At 68.2% G+C, this 16936-nt stretch carries 15 protein-coding genes; 4 read left to right on the top strand and 11 right to left on the bottom strand.

Annotated elements, in window-relative coordinates; genetic code table 11:
* Positions 1-17: 17 nt before the first annotated feature.
* The 4 genes from WMF24_RS43175 to WMF24_RS43160 all read right to left on the bottom strand — a co-directional run bounded on the left by WMF24_RS43175 (position 18) and on the right by WMF24_RS43160 (position 6454).
* Positions 18-494, bottom strand: coding sequence for a nucleoside 2-deoxyribosyltransferase domain-containing protein (locus WMF24_RS43175; RefSeq protein ID WP_437733307.1), 477 nt, complete (start codon positions 492-494; stop codon positions 18-20).
* A gap of 100 nt (positions 495-594) precedes the next feature.
* On the bottom strand, positions 595-3249 hold the full coding sequence (locus tag WMF24_RS43170) for a helicase HerA-like domain-containing protein (protein ID WP_437733306.1): 2655 nt from the start codon (positions 3247-3249) through the stop codon (positions 595-597).
* The gene (locus tag WMF24_RS43165) at positions 3246-5489 is read right to left on the bottom strand and encodes an ATP-binding protein (RefSeq protein WP_437733305.1); all 2244 of its coding nucleotides are present in this window, start codon (positions 5487-5489) and stop codon (positions 3246-3248) included. Before WMF24_RS43165 ends, WMF24_RS43170 begins: the two co-directional genes overlap by 4 nt.
* On the bottom strand, positions 5486-6454 hold the full coding sequence (locus WMF24_RS43160; RefSeq protein ID WP_437733304.1) for a hypothetical protein: 969 nt from the start codon (positions 6452-6454) through the stop codon (positions 5486-5488). The genes WMF24_RS43165 and WMF24_RS43160 overlap by 4 nt, the downstream gene beginning before the upstream one ends.
* A 61-nt stretch (positions 6455-6515) precedes the next feature.
* Between WMF24_RS43160 and WMF24_RS43155 the strand changes: the two genes are divergently transcribed.
* A complete protein-coding gene (locus tag WMF24_RS43155; RefSeq protein ID WP_437733303.1) occupies positions 6516-6767 on the top strand; it encodes a hypothetical protein in 252 nt (83 codons plus the stop codon).
* Between the two features lie 678 nt (positions 6768-7445).
* Here WMF24_RS43155 and WMF24_RS43150 read toward each other — a convergent pair.
* Positions 7446-7727, bottom strand: a complete 282-nt coding sequence (locus tag WMF24_RS43150; protein WP_437731452.1) for a hypothetical protein — start codon at positions 7725-7727, stop codon at positions 7446-7448.
* Positions 7728-7833: 106 nt separating this feature from the next.
* On the opposite strand from WMF24_RS43150, the gene istA reads away from it, so the two are divergent.
* The 3 genes from istA (at position 7834) to WMF24_RS43135 (ending at position 11150) form a co-directional block, all read left to right on the top strand.
* Positions 7834-9441 carry an IS21 family transposase gene (istA, locus tag WMF24_RS43145; protein ID WP_437731453.1) on the top strand — a complete coding sequence of 536 codons (1608 nt, stop codon included), beginning with the start codon at positions 7834-7836 and terminating at the stop codon, positions 9439-9441.
* Positions 9428-10204 carry an IS21-like element helper ATPase IstB gene (istB, locus tag WMF24_RS43140; protein ID WP_437731454.1) on the top strand — a complete coding sequence of 259 codons (777 nt, stop codon included), beginning with the start codon at positions 9428-9430 and terminating at the stop codon, positions 10202-10204. The genes istA and istB overlap by 14 nt, the downstream gene beginning before the upstream one ends.
* A 430-nt stretch (positions 10205-10634) precedes the next feature.
* Positions 10635-11150: a JAB domain-containing protein gene (locus WMF24_RS43135; RefSeq protein ID WP_437733302.1), complete on the top strand. Its 516-nt coding sequence runs from the start codon at positions 10635-10637 to the stop codon at positions 11148-11150.
* Positions 11151-11401: 251 nt separating this feature from the next.
* On the opposite strand, the gene WMF24_RS43130 is transcribed toward WMF24_RS43135, so the two are convergent.
* From WMF24_RS43130 to WMF24_RS43105, 6 genes are all read right to left on the bottom strand, one after another.
* A complete protein-coding gene (locus WMF24_RS43130; RefSeq protein ID WP_437733301.1) occupies positions 11402-11803 on the bottom strand; it encodes a VOC family protein in 402 nt (133 codons plus the stop codon).
* Between the two features lie 381 nt (positions 11804-12184).
* On the bottom strand, positions 12185-12706 hold the full coding sequence (locus WMF24_RS43125; protein WP_437733300.1) for a hypothetical protein: 522 nt from the start codon (positions 12704-12706) through the stop codon (positions 12185-12187).
* Positions 12675-13253, bottom strand: a complete 579-nt coding sequence (locus WMF24_RS43120; RefSeq protein ID WP_437733299.1) for a class I SAM-dependent methyltransferase — start codon at positions 13251-13253, stop codon at positions 12675-12677. The genes WMF24_RS43125 and WMF24_RS43120 overlap by 32 nt, the downstream gene beginning before the upstream one ends.
* Positions 13250-14503, bottom strand: coding sequence for an aKG-HExxH-type peptide beta-hydroxylase (locus WMF24_RS43115; protein WP_437733298.1), 1254 nt, complete (start codon positions 14501-14503; stop codon positions 13250-13252). Before WMF24_RS43115 ends, WMF24_RS43120 begins: the two co-directional genes overlap by 4 nt.
* Entirely contained in the window at positions 14500-15783 is a 1284-nt protein-coding gene (locus tag WMF24_RS43110; RefSeq protein ID WP_437733297.1) for an aKG-HExxH-type peptide beta-hydroxylase, read from the bottom strand. The genes WMF24_RS43115 and WMF24_RS43110 overlap by 4 nt, the downstream gene beginning before the upstream one ends.
* A complete protein-coding gene (locus WMF24_RS43105; protein ID WP_437733296.1) occupies positions 15780-16901 on the bottom strand; it encodes a radical SAM protein in 1122 nt (373 codons plus the stop codon). The genes WMF24_RS43110 and WMF24_RS43105 overlap by 4 nt, the downstream gene beginning before the upstream one ends.
* Positions 16902-16936 lie beyond the last annotated feature (35 nt).

Genomic DNA, 16936 nt, shown 5'->3' with positions numbered 1-16936 from the left:
ACGCCGCGCTCGGCAGGTCAGGCCGTATCCCTCCACCGCAGGAGCGCGCCGCGCACGGCGCTCAGCCCTGCGGGCAAGGTGGCGTGGCGCGGGATCGCGTAGCGCTCACACACGACATCCACGTTGCCTTTCCGCCAGAACCCCTCTGGACAGACGACATGCATCTTCCCGGACCGCCCGAACAGGCCGAGCTCCAGCAGGCTGATCGGCGACCGCGAGCCCGGCGCGAAGTACATCAGGATGACGTCGGCCTCCTCGAGCCCGCGGAGCTCCCACTCGACCTGCTCCACGAAGCTCGGGTTGTCGAGGCGCTGCGCCCAGCCCGGCTCCCAGCGCTCGCGCCGCGGATTGAGGATCACCACGTCGAGATCGGCGAGCTCCTGCGCGACGCTCGCCTGCCAGGGCTCGGCCTGGCCGTTATCGATGGTTCCGGCCAGGAACAGCTTCGGTCCTGCCAATCCGTCGAACGGCCGTGGCGCCAGCACCTCGATCATCGGGAGATCCTCGCTTGTGAGAACACGTCAGCTTCGCCCTGCCCTCGCTTCGTCCCGCGCCCTCGCCCCGCCCCGCGCCCCGGCGCTTCCGCACGGCGCCTCACCCGCCCCCGCCCCCTGCGTCGCCCGCGCCGCCCGCGCCGGCCCCGCGGAGCCCCGCCTCGGTGACCGCCCGCTCCACCCGGTCGGGCGACCACGCGCCGGCGTGCCGCGTGAACAGCGTCCGCCCCTTGAACGCCCGCCCCGAGAGCGCCGCGGGCATGTCGGGCCAGCGCGCAACGAAGCTCCCCTTCTCTGCGCCCTTCCGCGCGGTCACCCACGAGGGGGCGCCGCCCTCGTTCGTGAACCAGTCGATCACGCGGTCCACGTCCTGGGCCGCCTCGAGGCGCCCGATGAGCTTCGTGCTCGTGTTGCCGAAGACGTTGTAGTCCACAGAGCGGGGGCTCTGCGTGCAGAGCAGGCAGCCCACGCCGTACTTCCTGCCCTGGGTGAACAGCCGGATGAGCGGCTGCTTCGCGGGCGGCTTGCCGCCGCCGGCCGGGATCCAGTCGCGCGCCTCGTCGATGTAGAAGAGCAGGTTCACCCCGCCGGAGCTCGCGTCGACGGTCGTGATCATCCAGCGGTAGAGCTCCGTCGCGAGGGCCGCGAGGAAGAAGTGCTTCTCGTCGTCGTTGCTGAGCGCGTTCAGGTAAACGATGTTGAGCGGGACGCGCCCGGGCCTCGAAGGCCGGAGCAGCTCGGTGAAGTCGAGGCGCGTCCCCCCCGTGAACAGCCGCGCGGAGGGGCCCTGCACGAACGTGTTGAGCCGGCGCGCGAGCCGCTCGCGCTCGGATTTGCGGATCAGGGTGTCCGCCTCGTCGATCCCGAGGTCCTCCGGGGCGCTGACCGCCGCCACGATGTCCCTGAGCCGGACCGGCGCCGCGCGCGGCAGGTGCCGCAGCACCTGATAAAGGAACGTGCGCTGCGACTCCTCCTCGCCGCCGCACGCGCACAGGCTGACCAGGTTGGCCGCCACGGCCACGAGCAAGCCCTCTTCCTCCTCGGCGCGCAGCGCGGGGTTCGCGATGTGCGAGAGCTCGCTCGCGCTCGGGAGCCGGAGCGGGTCGAGGCAGAGCCGGAGCCCGTGCGACGACCCGGGCGTGAGGATGCGCGGCTCCACGCGCTCCTGGAGCTCCTCCCAGGCGCGGAGCAGCGCCGGCGGCACGTCGGCGCGCGGGCGCGCCTCCATCATCTGGACGAGGTCGCCCTGGGGGTCGATCGCGAGGACGGGGACGCCGGCGCGCAGCGCCTCCTCGGCGATGACCTTGGCCATCCAGGTCTTGCCGCTCCCCGCCGCGCCGACGACGGAGACGTGCGTCCGCAGCACGGCGGGATCCATGCAGACGGGCACGCCGCCGTCGTCGAAGCCGAGGAGCATGCCGGCGGCGATCGCGGTCGGGGATGCAGGCGGCCTTGCGCCCGTGTCACGCGGCGCGGGTGTCGCGCGCTCATCGCCCGGCGGCGCCTCTTCCGGCTTCGAGCGCCCCGCGCCCGGCGGCGCCTTGGCCCCACGGCTCGACGGCCTGTCCGCCGGCTTCGAGGGCGCACCGCTCGGCGGCGCCACGACCGGCTTCGAGCGCCCGGCGTCCGCCGGCGCCTTGGCCCCTCGATCCGGCGCCGGCGCCGGCCTGGGGCGCTCGCCGGCCGGCTTCACGACCGCCAGCGCCTCCTCGATCTCCGGGTCATCCTCCACCAGCGGCTCGTCCGCCACCGGCTCGCCAGCGGCCGTCGCGTCCGCCGCCCGCGCGCCCGCCGCGGCCGGCGCGCGCTCCTCCAGCCCGTCGCCGCGGGTCGTCTCGAGCGCCTTCCAGCGCCGATCCCACGCGCCCTTGTCCTTGTGCCCGAGCTCCGCGACGCAGGCCCCGGAGCGCTCGTGCTTGCAGCCGCCGCAGTACGTGCGGTCGCCCGGCGGCGGCAGCCCCCCGGCGCCCAGCGCGTTGTCGGACCAGGCCACCATGCTGGCGATGAGCTCGTGGACCTTGCCGCGCTGGGCCTCGACCTCTTCCCAGCGCGCCTCCCGCACGCTGCGCGTCGGGTGCAGGTAGAACACCGCCACGTCCGGCCTCGTGCCGTGCTGGTGGTGGTGCATCAGCGCGTACGTGAAGACCTGGAACAGATCGCTGTTGGGCGAGCTCGCCGGCGTGAGCTTGTAGTCCACGATGCGGTGCTTCCCGAGCCGCGGATCGAAGTACACGTAGTCGATCGTCCCGGTCACGTGGACGTGGACGTCCTCCCCCACGTGGAACGTCACGTCGACCCGCTTGCGCGCGTCCCCGAAGAGCTGGCTCCTGAGCTCCGCCGCCGGCAGCCCGGCCGCCCTCGCGTGCACCGCGAGGCGCGCGAGCTCTTCCATGTAGACCTGGACCGCGGCGATGAAGCCCAGCCGCAGCGGCACCGGGCGCGCCGCGAGCGCGTCGAGATCGAGGCACGCGCCGTTGAACCAGCGCATCAGCGCCTGCTGGAGCCCCTCGGCGTCGCGGGCGCCCTCGAGCGCGGCGAGCACCTCGTCCGAGCTGCGCGCGGCGGCGTTGAAGCGCTCCACCGCGGTGTGGAACAGCGCGCCGCAGCCGGGCGTCTCCCCGCCCTTTCGCCAGATGCGGCTCACGACCTTCCGCCCGTCGTGCCGCGCGGCCGTGGCGCGCGTGTCGAACCAGTGAAGCCTCGGGCACGTCGCCGCGACGCGGAGCTGGGTCACGTTGACGTGGACGAGCCTCACCGCTTGCCCCGGAGCTGGACGAACAGGTCGTCGTCGGTCGCCGTCGCGTGGACGTGGCCCTCATCGTGGAGCGCCTGCGCGGTCTTCTTGATGTGCGCCCAGGCCTCGGGGAATCGCCTGTCCTGGAGCTTCTTGCGGGTCGCGAAGATCTGCGCGAGCTCCCTGGCCATCAGGCCGAGGCGCCACGACAGCTCGGCCATGATGTGCTCCCGCGTCTCTTGCGCATTCCACGCCGGGGGCGCCACCGAGTCCGTGCCGCCCTTCACGATCTCCTCGGTGAGCAGCTCGCGCAGGAGCGGGTGCGCGAGCAGCAGGCTCTGGCGCTGGAAGGACGCCAGCACCTCGGCCTCGGTCACCTTGCGGTACTGCCCGCGCGGGTGCTCGATCTCGAGGTCCTGGCTCCTCGCGGCGCCGAGGAGCCCCACGAGCGCGTCGAGCTCCGCGTGCCCGGCGAAGTCGAGGTGGAGGTGGAGGAAGCGCTGGCGCCCCAGCTTGCAGAGCGCGTCATAGGCGGCCTTTCCGGCGCCGCCGAGCCTGAGCGGCCGGCGCTCCTCGTCGGTGACGAGGATGCGCTTGTCGGTCGTCTTCGTGTCGTCCGCCATGCGCTGGAGCGGCATCCGCGCGCCGTGCCCGCTCGGCGCGCAGACGAACGACACGCCCGTCGTCACGACCACGCCGTCCGCGCGCTTTTCTCTGGCCAGGAGGTGATACGCCGGCGCCTTGCCCCGCTTCTTCGCGGTGAGGTGCTCGATGCCGAGGAGCGTCGCGCCGTTCTGGCCGGCGCACTTCGCGAGCAGGTGGTGCGTCAGGCTCGCGAGGTTGTCCTCGTCGGGCGGCAGCGACGCCTGCTGCAGCCGGCGGCGCATCTTGCCTTCCTCGAGCTTCTTCTTCACCTCGGCGTCGATGACGTCCTCGAGCTTCTGCGCGGGGGCCGGCGCTCGGCCGCCGTCCGGGCCGGCGCCGGGCCATTCCTTGAGCCAGCGCTTGCCGCCGACGGCGGCGAGCCGATCCTGCTGCGCCTCCCAGCGGTCGCGCGCCCAGAGGATCGCGTCGCGCGGCCGGAGCTCCTCCACGCCGTCGAGGCGCTGCTCGAGCCACGCGCTGCCGAGCGGGAACAGCCGATCGCGCTTGCGCGCGGCGATGACCTCCTCGATCTCCTTCTCCTCGAAGCCGGAGAGCGCCGCGTCGAGGCGCCCCTCGAGGATGGCGCGGGCCTCCTCCGGCGAGATCATGTGAAGCTCGAGGATCCGCTCGGCGATCCGGTCCCACGCGGCGGCCGGGATCACCTCGCCGGTGCGCAGGGAGAGCATGGATTGCTTCACGCCGGAGACGATGACGACGAGGTGTTTGGCCCGGTCGAGCAGCGCGTGCGCGTACGACATGAGGGCGCGCACGGCGTCCTGATCGAGGTTGTCGACCTGGTCGAGGCAGAGCACGAGCGGGAGCTCGGCGAGGGCGCACAGGTGCGCGAGGACGTGGAGGACGCGCTCCACCGCGGCGTCGTCCGGCAGGGCGAGGCCGTCGTCTGCGGTTCCGGCGGCCTGGTCGAGCAGGCGCGCGTTGTCGAGGAGGCGCGCCTCGTCGGGCCCGAGCGTCTCGCCGGAGAGCCAGAGCACGGCCGCGTGGGCGCGCTTCTCGGCGGCGGCGTCGCCGAGGCTCCCGTGCGACGTCCCGGTGAGGAACGCGTTGAGCACGGGGATGACGGCGTTGTGCGGGTCGATCCTGGCGCCGAGCCGGGCCAGCGCCTCCTTGCGCGCCTCGATCTCTCTGGGCCCCATCATGGTCTTGCGGTTCTTGAACGCGCCCGACCTGATGAGGGCTCGGTTGAGGATGGTGTAGAGGCGCGACTGCGTGGTTTCGCTCCCGCGGTGCCCCGCGAGGTCGCTGACGGTCGCGTGGAGCACGTACCGGAGCATCCGCTCGGGCGAGGCGAGGATGTTGTGCAGGTAGACGACGGTGGCCTTGTCTTCCCCGGCCCACTGGAACAGCCGCGCGAGCAGGTGGCTCTTGCCGACGCCGGGCGCGCCGATGAGCAGCGCGCCGATGCTGATCGGCTCCTTCGCGGCGTCCTGCACGACGCGCGTGAGCTTGGTGAAGGCGCTCTTGTGGATCGACTCGACCGTGGCCTCGCCGCCGCCGACGTCGGTGATGCGGTGGCTGCGGAACGGGTTGGTGCCGCGGACCGCCTGGAGGAAGCGCTCGAAGGTGGGCTCTTCGGTGCTCGTGCGCTCGCTGATCATGCGTCGTGCCTCCGCGCCACGTAGACGAGCAGGTTGCCGGCCTCGAGGATGCCGGCCTCGCGCTCGGCGTCGGCCATCTGGTGATGGCGGCCGTCGGAGGGGTCGAGCGAGTAGCGGCGCTGGCGCCGGAGGGCGGCGAGCTCGGCGTCGAAGACGGCGCGCGGGACGTCGGGGAGGGCCGCGCGGAGGTCGCGGAGGGTGACGTAGTTGAGGCCGCCGGAGGCGCGGTCGAGGGCGGAGAAGGCGGCGTCGAAGCGGGCGGCGAAGGGGGCGGGCGCGCTGGCGGCGGCCGGGGCGGCGGGGGTGCTCACGGCGGCGGGGGTGCTCGCGCCAGCGGCGGCGGGGGCGCTGGCAACGGGGGCGCCGTTGGACGGGGCGGCGGGGGCTGGCGCGGCGGGGGCGTCGAGGGCCGCGGGGCGGGCGCCGTTGGGCGCCGTGGGGCGGGGAGCGGCGTCGGTCGTGGGCGCGGTGGCGGTTGCAGCGGGGAGCGCCGGCGTGAGGGCGGCCGGGAGGACCGCATCGGCGAGGAAGAAGAACAGCGGCTTCTTGCCGCTCACGACGCCGATGGTCCGGGGAAGTCGGCGCTCGGCGATGCGCTGCTCGAGCGCCGCCTTGAACACGCGGCCCAGGGCGGGCACGAGGGCCCTGGGGAGCTGCGCCAGATCGACCGCCGGAGCGTCGGGCTTACGCGCCGACTGGAGCTGCACCTCCAGGAGCCGATCGGACTGCGCGACGGCCTCCAGGTCGTCCTTGAGCAGCACGAGCACGGTGCCTGGCGCTGGCTTCTTCTTGCCTCCCGCGGCGCGGGAGAGCAGCACGCACGCCTTCGCCTCCTTGAGATTCAGTGCCTTGCTCGTCACCGCGAGCGTTTCCCCGGTCAGCTCCGCGAGCCGCTCGAGCGTCGGCGGATACGACGCGCCGCCGAGCTGCTTCTGCGACTCGAGGACGCCGAGGAGCCTCGGCACCGGCGAGGGCGGCGGCTCCTTCTTGCGCGGCGCAGCCTTCTGCTTCGCGGGAGCCTTCTCGTTGGTCCCGGCGGCCTTCCGGGGCGCGGCAGCCTTCTTTGGCGTCTCGGCGCTGCTCTTCCTGGATGCCGTGGTCTTCGAGGTCGTCGCCCGCGCGCGCGGGCTCGATGCGCTGCTCTTGTTCGTGGCCCACCTCCCGAGCGTCCGAGATTACCCGGGCGTCCAGCCATGGGAAGAGGCTCCGTTCCATCGCCCCGGCGCGAAGGGCGAGCGTCTCGCGTGCCGCTGGCTCGCGCGAGCCGATCAGGTGTAAGGCCCTGGCGCACTCAGCGGCTGGCGCGGGCTCGTCCATAGAACCGTGACGGCTTTCGCGCAATGCAGGGCTCCCGTCCCTTGGCCGAGCGCGAGCCCTTGCGCCGCAGCGCGCCCCACGGTGTCTGCCCCGCCCCGGCGCTCGGCTGCTCGGCCCTCGACCGGAAGTCCGGCTCGGATCGAACGTTGGTCGTCGGTGGAAGAAGGGCTGGTCGAGGCTCGCGGGGTTGGAGTCAGGGCGCGGAGATGCCTGTGACCCATGGCGGTCATTCAAGGCGGCGCCGAGCCCGGACCGCTGCTCCTCGTAGCAGCGAGAGGTATCAAGGGCTTCGGCGCGAGCTTCGGCAAGGTCGACAACGCGCCTCACGACTCGCGGGCGGCCTACCGGTGCCCTGGCGAGCGACTCGCCTCGCGTGAGGCTCGCACCGCTCGTGCACCAGGAGCTCTCGATGCCGCTCGACAGCCACCTCGGCGCGCGCTGCCGAGCTGGCGAGACGAGCTGGGCCGGGGCTCGCTGGCCGGGAGGGTGGCTTCTCCACCGCGGAGATGGGTGCCGCCCATCTTTTCTTGGACGCACCTCCACCGGGAGATGGGCGCCTCCCATCTTTTCTTGGACGCACGTCCATCGCGGAGATGGGTGCCACCCATCTTTTCTTGGACGCACCTGTCAGGGACCGGCCTATTGGATCGCGACCGGGATGGCGAAACGGATCGGCCTCGGGTCGGCCAAGTGGATCGCAGCCGGGTCGGCCAAGTGGATCACGACAGGTAGGCGCCTGACGGCAGGGAGGGCGTTCGGAGAGAGAGAAATTGGGTCGAGCTTCCGGAATGCGTCGTACGCGCCGTCGGAGACGGCGACCGTAGGAGCGGGATCGGCGAAGCGGATCGCAGCCGGGTCGGCGAAGCGGATCGCGGCCGGGTCGGCCAAGTGGATCGCGGCCGGGTCGGCCAAGTGGATCACGGCCGAGACGGCGGAAGCGCCGGATCTCGGGCGTCAGACAGCGGTGAGGCATGTACACCCGAGCCTGATAGGGCCGGGCATGGCTCCCGGCTTCGAGGAGGCCGGGATGAGCGCGAGGAGGACGGAGATGCACAGGCTGCAGGAGCTCGTGCGCCTGCACCGCAGGGGCGAGGACTGCCGGGAAGTCGCGCGGCTGCTGGGGATGGGACCCAACACCGAGAGGCGGTATCGCACGGCGCTGTCGCAGGCTGGCCTGCTCGATGGCAGCGCGGAGCAGATCCCCGCGCTCGAGGTGCTGAAGGAAGCGGTAAGACAGCACGTGCCACCGAAGGTGGCGCCGCAGCAGCAGTCGAGCGTGGAGCGATGGCGAGCGTACATCGCGGCGCGCGTCGAGGAAGGGCTCAAGCCGGCAGCGATCTACGACCGGCTGCGGCTCGAAGAGCGCGACTTCAGCGGCAGCCGCTCCGCGGTCAAGCGCATGGTCGCGACGCTCCAGAGGGAGCAAGGGATCAGGCCGCAGGACGTCGCCATCGTCGTGGAGACCGATCCCGGGCACGTCGCGCAGGTCGACTTCGGGTACGCGGGGCGGCTGTGGGATCCTGAGACCAAGAGCCTGCGCAGGGCGTGGGTGTTCGTGATGGTGCTTGGCTACAGCCGGCATCTGTTCGCACAGATCGTGTTCGACCAGAAGACCGAGACGTGGCTGCGGCTGCACGAGGAAGCGTTCCGCGCCTTCGGTGGGGTGCCGTCGACGATGGTACCGGACAACCTCAAGGCGGCCGTGGTGCGGGCCGCCTTCGGCGTGGACGAGGACTCGGCGCTGAGCCGCAGCTACCGCGAGCTCGCGAGGCACTACGGCTTCACCGTGGACCCGACGCCGCCGCGAGCGCCGCAGAAGAAGGGCAAGGTCGAGGCGAGCGTGAAGTACGTCAAGCGCAACGCTCTGGCGGGTCGCGAGGGGCAGGACGTGGACGAGGTGCGCGCGGCGCTCGGTCGATGGATCGTCGAGATCGCGGGCACTCGGCAGCACGGCACCACGAAGCGGAAGCCGCTTGAGGTGTTCGAGGCCGAGGAGAAGAGCCGGCTTCAGCCGCTGCCGCTGCGCCCGTACGAGCTCGTGACCTGGAAGCGGGCGCGGGTGCATCGCGACTGCCACGTCGAGCTCGGAGGAAGGCTGTACTCGGTGCCCTGGCGGCTGGTGGAGCGCGAGGTGTGGCTGCGCGCGACGCCGTCGAGCGTGGTGGTGTATGCCGACGACGAGGCCGTGGCACGGCACGATCGGCGCGGCGCCGGCCTGCGCAGCACGCTCGAGCGGCACCTGCCCGAGGAGCGCGCGGCGCTGCGGCACCGGAGCCGCGCCTACTGGGAGCAGCGCGCCGACCAGATGGGCAAGGACGTGGGCAGGTTCGTCCGCGAGGTGTTCGACGCCGACGACGTGCTCTCGCAGCTGCGCAAGGTGCAGGCGATCGTCACGCACCTGGAGAAGTTCCCCCAGGAGCGCGCGCAGGCCGCGTGTCGCCGCGCGAGCCATTACGGCAACCTCAGCTACCAGGGCGTTCGCGACATCCTCCGGCGCGGGCTCGACTTCGAGCCGAGCCCACAGAGCGCTGCGCCGGCGGCGTGGTCGGATGCGCCTCCGCGGTTCGCGCGCGACCTCCGGCTGCTGGCGGCGTCGCGGCTGTCGTCGACAGGAGGGGACCATGGGCCTCACTGACGAGCTGGTGCCGGTGCTCAAGAAGCTGCGCCTGTCAGGCGTGCTGCAGTCGCTGGAGGTGCGCGTGCGGCAGGCCGTCGACGAGCAGCTCTCGCACGAGGAGTTCCTCGTGCGGCTGCTGTCCGACGAGGTGGATCGCCGTGACGGGCGGCAGTTCGATCAGCGCGTCCGCCGAGCGGGCTTCGACAGCCTCAAGACGCTGGAGGACTTCGACTTCCAGTTCAACCCGAGGGTGCCGAAGGCGAAGGTGATCGACCTGGCGACCTGCTCCTTCGTCGAGCGCCGGCAGAACGTGCTGCTGGTCGGCCAGGCGGGGGTCGGCAAGTCGCACATCGCTCAGGCGCTCGGTCACCGCGCCTGTCGCGCTGGCTACCAGGTGCTGTACGTGGGCGCCGGCGACATGCTCAAGCAGCTGCGCGCCGGCCGCGCCGACGGCAGCTACGATCGTCGGCTGGCGAGGCTCGTCGGCGTCGACCTGCTCGTCGTCGACGACCTCGGCCTCCGCTCGCTGACCGTGGAAGAGGCGGCCGATGTCTACGAGGTCATCCGGCTGCGTTACCAGCGCGGGGCGATGATCCTGACGTCCAATCGCGCCGTGGAGGAGTTCGGCGGCCTGTTCGGCGATCCGCTGCTCGCCAGCGCCGCCATGGACCGGCTGCTCCACGACGCCCACGTCCTCGTCCTCGAGGGCGACTCGTACCGCAACCCTCCCCCGGGCCGGCGACGCCGGGCGGCGGAGGCATCGAAGGAGAGCAAGACATGAGCATGTCGAGCGGGTGGCAGGATCCGCTTGGCCGACCCCGAGCGTCGATCGCCCGGGTCGTGATCGCGGCGCTGGCGGCGCTCGCGATCACAGGATCCGCTTGGCCGACCCAAGCGCGATCCATGAGGCCGAGCTATGACAACGCACCTCCACCGGGAGATGGGCGCCACCCATCTCCCGCGTGGACGACCCACCTCACCGGGACGGGTTCACGGCGTGCCGTCCGCCCCGGACCGGGGGCGCCGGGACGGCTTCGGGCTTCTTTTGGTGGGAGGGGCCAAGGACTCGGTCCGTCCGTCGCTTCCGTGTTCCGCCGCTGACACCGGCCCGGTCTGCCGCCGGCCTGCGCAACGCCACCAGGCCTGCCAGCGCATCGGGCCACGCGGCCTGTTGCGCGGCCGACGGCCCCTCCGCCGCCGCGCTCGTCAACGTGCCCACCGCCCCGGAGGCCACGCTCGTCGACCTGGTGCTCGGCATAGCCGGCGCCGCCTCGCGCGTGCTCGGCCTGCACGGCCTGTTGCACCTCGGGCGCCTGACCCCGCTCGCGCTCGCCCAGCGGACCGAGCTCTCGCTCCGCGACGCCGAGCGGCTGCTCGCCGCCCTCGAGCTCGGCCGCCGCCTCCACGCCGCGCGCACCCGCCGCCCGAGGCGCCTGCGCTCGCCGCGCGACGTCGCCCGCTTCTTCGAGCCCACGCTCGCCCATCTTGTCCACGAGGAGCTCTGGATGGCCGCCCTCGACGCCCACCGCGGCGTGCGCGCCGTCCGCATGCTCTCCCGCGGCGGGATCCTCGGCACCGTCGTCCACCAGACCGACGTGCTGCGCGCCGCCCTCGAGATGGCCGCCACCACGTTCGTGCTCTGCCACAACCCTCCGAGCGGCGACCCCGCGCACGGCGTCATGGAACGAGGCGCGGACGACGGCCTTCCGCCGCGCAAGGCAGCGTGATCGCCGCCCGCTCACCCGTCTGGGCGATGGTTCGTCCGAGCAACGGGCCGCCGGTGGGCGCCGCCGGTGCGACGCGAGCGCGACGAGGCCACCGACGCCTGGTGACGGGTGGCCAACCGCGGCGATCACGCGTCGTCGGTGGGCTGGCCAGGCGGCGGCCGTCTGCCGCCGCCATGGCGGAAACCGCCAGCGCCACCCGCCGCCCGCGCCAAGTGTTCGAATCCCTTCTCCTCCGCTGAGATCAGCGCGGCTTACTGCGCGGCCTTTGGATCCATCCACAGCACCTCCCAGTGGTGCCCGTCGAGGTCCTCGAAGCTCCGGCTGTACATGAACCCGTGGTCCTCCGGCGGCCCCGCCTCCTTGCTACCGCCGGCGAGCGCCTTCGCCACCAGCGCGTCCACCTCGGCGCGGCTCTCGCACGAGAGCCCGAAGGCCCCCTCCACGTGCGTCGCGGTGTCGCAGATCTCCTTGTTGGTGAACGTCTTGAAGAACGGCTCGACGAGCAGCATCGCGTCGGCGTGCTCGCCGATGAGCATGCAGGCGGCATTGTCGCCCGTGACTTTCGGGTTGATCGTGAAGCCGAGGGCATTGAAGAACGCCATGGTCCGCTCGAGGTTCTTGACGGGCAGGCTGACGAAGAGCTTGTGGGACATGGGGTTGGCCTCCTTTTGCTCCATCCCCCCCGCCCGCGGAGAGATCATCGGTCGCTCAGAAAAACCTCGCGCCCTACTCCGGCAGCTCCATGGGCAGGCCAAACGCCGGGAACAGAACCTCGCGAGGCTCATGCGCTCCCCCTCAAGAAACGTGATCCGTCGGGCACCGAGACCTTCGTGGGCGGACGCCACCAGCTCGAGCATCGTCCTCACCTGACGGATCGTCCGGACATCAAACAGCCCGCTCGGTAACAGGCGAGGACGCGGCCCTCATCGGACGCCGCGTAGCGTGCAGCCGCAGCTGGCCAGGGGAAAGACGCGGTCTGCGGAGCGGCCACCTCGTGAGGCTGTGACGGGATCGACGGCCAATCCTCTTGACACTCACCGGAAGAAGTTCTTCGAGTGGTCGTTCACGAAAAAGAGATTCCGCGTGGCATCGGCGTCACGCACCGCCTCGAAGCGAGACTCCATCTCCCGCCGGATCGCCTCCTTCTCCTGGTCCGTCTTGCCATGCAGTGAGTACATCGGCCCCGCCTCCAACGGATAACTCGGCGTCACCGCCACCGTATTGTCCTTCAGGTAAACCACGTAACGGACCCGAAGCTCCTTGGGCTCGAGATCCTTTACACTGCTGTGATAGGCCCGAAAAACCGCCGCGTGCCTCACGAAGAAATGCTGCCCCTGGTGCCTCAACATGACGCTTCCTCCGCTCGAGATGCGCCCGTCACTGAAGCGAGCCTCGGCGAGCGCGTGCACTTCAGCAACCCGCTTTCCTTCACAATAGTGACCGAAGTGGTAGACACTATAACAGGTGACCTTCCACAACGGCGTCGAAGCACTCGCGAGAGCACTGGCGCACGCCGCGAATGGATCATGCACCACACTGCGAACATCTACTTTCATGGTGACCCATCCTTGTTGTTGAGGGACGAAAACTCAATGAGCCAACATTGCCATCACACCTCGACAGCCCAGGAAAGCCGCATTCCCGAGCCAGGGCGTCGAGGGTCCGATAGCGCGCCATCCAGTCGTCGTAGGCATAGAGAATCAGGTCCGTGCAATGTCCTTCGAGCCAATCTCGAAAGCCGGCCGCGACCTGAGTGGAGACGTCGAGCAACCTGCCCGGCATGAGCAACACGACATCGAAGGCCCTGGCCTCGAGGGCGGGGTAACAAAAGAGATCGGCGGCGACGAAATTTCCCCGGCGACCGGGGAAAGTCTCTTTCGCGCGATCGATCTTTTCAGGGCCTAGATCCACGCCGAAGGGGGTGACAGTCGCCTCACACTCCGTGATTTTTCTCAACAGCTCACCGTTGCCACACCCCAGATCGAGGACCGTCGCTCCTTGCGAGAGCAGCGGCTCCAGAAAGCTCACGATTCTCGCGTGCTCCATCTCCATATGTCGGAATGAAGAGAAGCCGTTGTCTCTGAAGATCGAGGCGTCGATCATTGAATGCACCTGTACTCTGAAACGGTCGCGGACAAGGCATCTAAAAAAACCTCGCCCTCGGTGGTCAGACTGGCCTTCTCAAGCACCATTTTCAGGGTGGCATCGACCTGGCCGTATCGCTTCTTGTACAGGGGCATGATCTGGGCCGTCATCGATCCGTCGCGCTCGATCAGGCGCCGATAAAACTGCAGAACGTTCACGAACGCGTGAATCCCCAGCATCACGCCTCGCATGGGTCGTTTTACCCCGGGCATCCACGGGTGGTAGTACTCCTTCTCCGATTCCGCGTTGGTGAATAGGTCCTTGACGACGAGCAGCTGCTCGAGAACCTTATGGCTCGTCTCGTGGATCAGCCCCTCGGTGATTCGGAACTTGCTCTCCTCGATCAGCGGAAAGCAGAGGCAAATCATCTGATACCAATCCTTGACCGAGAGGCTGTTGTACCTAGCTTCCGTGGGCACGCAAAAGACCACGCGCCGAACTACCTTGCCGAACGCAGCGCGCTCTTCGTCGCTGAGCATCGCCAAGACGCCTTCGAAGCTCGAGAGCACTTGCGACGGCTCGGGGTGCCTATCGATCCCCATTCCGCGGATGAGTCGGGATGTATCGAGATCGCAACAGTCGTAGTGGGTGACCTCCAGGGCGTTGGTGAATCCCTCGACGAAAATGGCGTCCACGAGTTCGTCGCGGATGTTATGAGGTCCCCCCGCGGCTCCCTTGGGGTGAACCGAAACGTCGTGCTTGCCGATCACCAGCCGTTTGACCTCCGGACGAGGAGCCCGGCTCCTCAGAGGCGTGGCGATGACTCCGTAGAACCTCGGAAATGCCATGTCGCCAGAGAACTCGATTTGCTCTCTTCTGAGAATCTCGCAGAACAAGACCGGCATCGCGTAGAGCTGAGCTTTCAGGCCGAGGATCGCGTTCTCGGCGGGTGCCGTCAGACACTCGATCGTCTTGGAGACCCAGTGCCGAAACACGGGGCACTCCGTGGGAGAAGGCTGGTGTCGGAACATCTCGAAGATCCGTAGCAGACAGCCACGAAGCGGCTCCTCCACGTCCAGCAATCGATGGTTCACGAGCCCCTCCAGGATCTCCATCAGGCACGTGTCGTAGGCTCTGAGAAAGCTCAGCTGCTCGGCCTGCCGGCTGAAGCTCTCCAGCAAGGCGAACGGCCTCACGTCCTCGACTTCGATGCGGCTTCGAAGCAAGGCATCGAACTGGCTCTTCTCGACGATTGCGGATGACCTCACGGCATCCCCCAACAGGCGATTCGGCTCGCGGACTCCGCCAGCGTCGCCTCCAGGGCGCCTATGAAGTGACGGCCCTTCTCGTTCAAATCCGCGTGCTCATGGATGTAGGCAGCGACGTCTTTCACCTCCTGCATTCGCAAGCTCAGCTCGCTCTCTATCCGGGCATGATAGCGGGGCTCTCTCTCCAGCAGCTGCACGTAATAACTGACGACGTTCACGAAGGCGTGAAAACCCAGGAAGACGCCGCTCATCGGCCGCTTCTTCCCCGGCATCCAAGGATGGTGATACTCGACGACCCTGTCGTCGTTCGAATAAAGGTCGCTCAAAGCGAAGAGCTGATTGAGCAGCTGGTGGCTGCACTCGTGAACGAGCATGTTGGCACACTTGTAAACGTGCGCGGGCGAATGATAGGGAACACAGAGCGAGGAGATCTGAAATGTGTGCCGGTCGGTGCCGCTATTGTAGACGTTGTTTCCCGGGACGCAGACGAGAAAGCGCCTGAAGTTGGCGAGGATGGCCTCGCGATAACCTGGGTCGACCCCATCCAAGCCATCGATGAGATCCTGCAGGTGGACCAAGGCTTCCGTGAGCTCCTGCTCCGTGAGATCGGGAGTGACCCCGAGCCGGAGGGAATCCGTGTGCATGGTGGTTTGCGTATAAGGTAATACATCGATCTCACCACCGCAAATCGTCATATTGCGAGTCAAGATCACTTCCGAGAGTAGTTCGGGCTCGCCATTCCTGGTGATCTCCGTCCCTGGATCACCTACCTTGATCCACGTGACTTGTCCAACCTTGGCGAGGCTTCTGGCCTTGCCGCCGACAACACCGGCGAAAGGCGGAAGGAACGCGTACCCTTCGTAAGGAAGGTGATGCTCCGCCATCACCTTCGAGAAGACGAGGGGCATCGAATAAACGAGCCGCTGGAGGTTGAGGGTCGCGGTATTGATCGAACAGCGCATCAGACTGTTGGCGACCTGCGATATCCACTGGCGAAAAACCGGGCACTTAGAAGGTGGTGGTTCGCCCTTGAAGTGGTGCAAGAGGTCCGCGGCCATCTTCAGGGCCGCGGCATCCATCGGGATGATCTTCTGATTGACCAGCAGCTCTTCCAGGAGCGCCATCACCGCCCGATCATGGGATTCCAGAAAACGATCGATCTTCTCGCCGGGCGCGGAGCGGTGGACGAGGACGTAGTCGCCCACGTCGTACTCGAAGTCCTCGATGCTGGAACGCAGGTAGACCTTGAAATCGCGCTCATCTATCAAGTAACAGTTCATACGGCTGTTACTCCATAGATGTCTTGAGATATGGTTTTCCAGATATGGGAAAAGATGCCCAGAAGGTCCTCGCAGTAGACGGATGGGTTATTGTAACCGTTCTTACTGCTGTACCGGTGCATGATGTACCCGCCCGAGCACGCCTGGGTAAACCTGCACGCCTTGCACTTCGCGGGGAGATTGAGCCCGGCCTCATACGGAATCCTCCACGCCGGTTCATTCCACAGCTCGACGATGTCGTTGCTGGACACGTTGAGTTTGGTGTGGACCTGCTCTTGGCCGGCGATCCCGAACACGTCGTGCGGCTCGATGGCGCCATTGGGTTGAATGACGATGGTTCGGGTCGGCCTGGGCCCCGTGGAGTCAAGGGAAGTGTGCTTCTGGTTCAGCAACGCCTTGATCATGGACTCGAACAGCCGGACGCTCACCCCGCGCCTTGAGTAGTCCTGATACCAGAGGTCGAACATGTTCCGGTAGTACGCGCCTATGGACTTGACGACACCTTTCTCCACGTCGTCGTGATTGAAGTTCGGGATCAGGACATCGAACGTCTTCACGCCCAGCTCGTCGGCGAAGTACCTCATGATCTCCGTGCTCGACGTCTCGAGATCGGCGACGGAGAGAATGGCGAATTTGACGTCGTTTTTTTGCAGTCTTTCGATGGCGGCGACGACCTGGGCGTGGCTGCCCCGTCCCCTTCGATCCACCCGCGATTTGTCGTGGACTTCCCGCGGGCCATCGATGCTGACGGCCAGACCCATGTTGTTGTCTTTGAGAATGGCGCACCAGTCGTCGTCGATCAAAACCCCGTTCGTGGTCATCCCCATGAAGAGCGAGGTCTTCGTTCTCTCCGCGATGGCTCGCAGCCGACGAACCAGGGCCACGGTTCGCCCCTTTCCGTACAGCAGCGGCTCTCCGCCATGAAGGACGAGGCTGTAGCTGGAATGAAGGCCCGCTTCGAAAAGCCTTTCCAGCCGGTAAGCCATGTCGTCTTCCACCGACTGCGGCATCAGCTTCGGAAGCTTTTCGACGGCATCGTTGCGGAACCAATGGCAATACGTACAGTACAGATTGCAGTATGCGGCCACTTTTACAATGATGTCACTTCCAATGTCCATGGCCAGGCCCTCGGCTTCCTCGACCAGAGGAGCTC

Origin of the sequence: Sorangium sp. So ce1335 (genome assembly GCF_051521615.1) — a bacterium.
Classification (GTDB): Bacteria; Myxococcota_A; Polyangia; order Polyangiales; family Polyangiaceae; genus Sorangium.
Note: the sequence above shows the minus strand (reverse complement) of the source record. Positions and strands in the feature narration are given on the sequence as shown.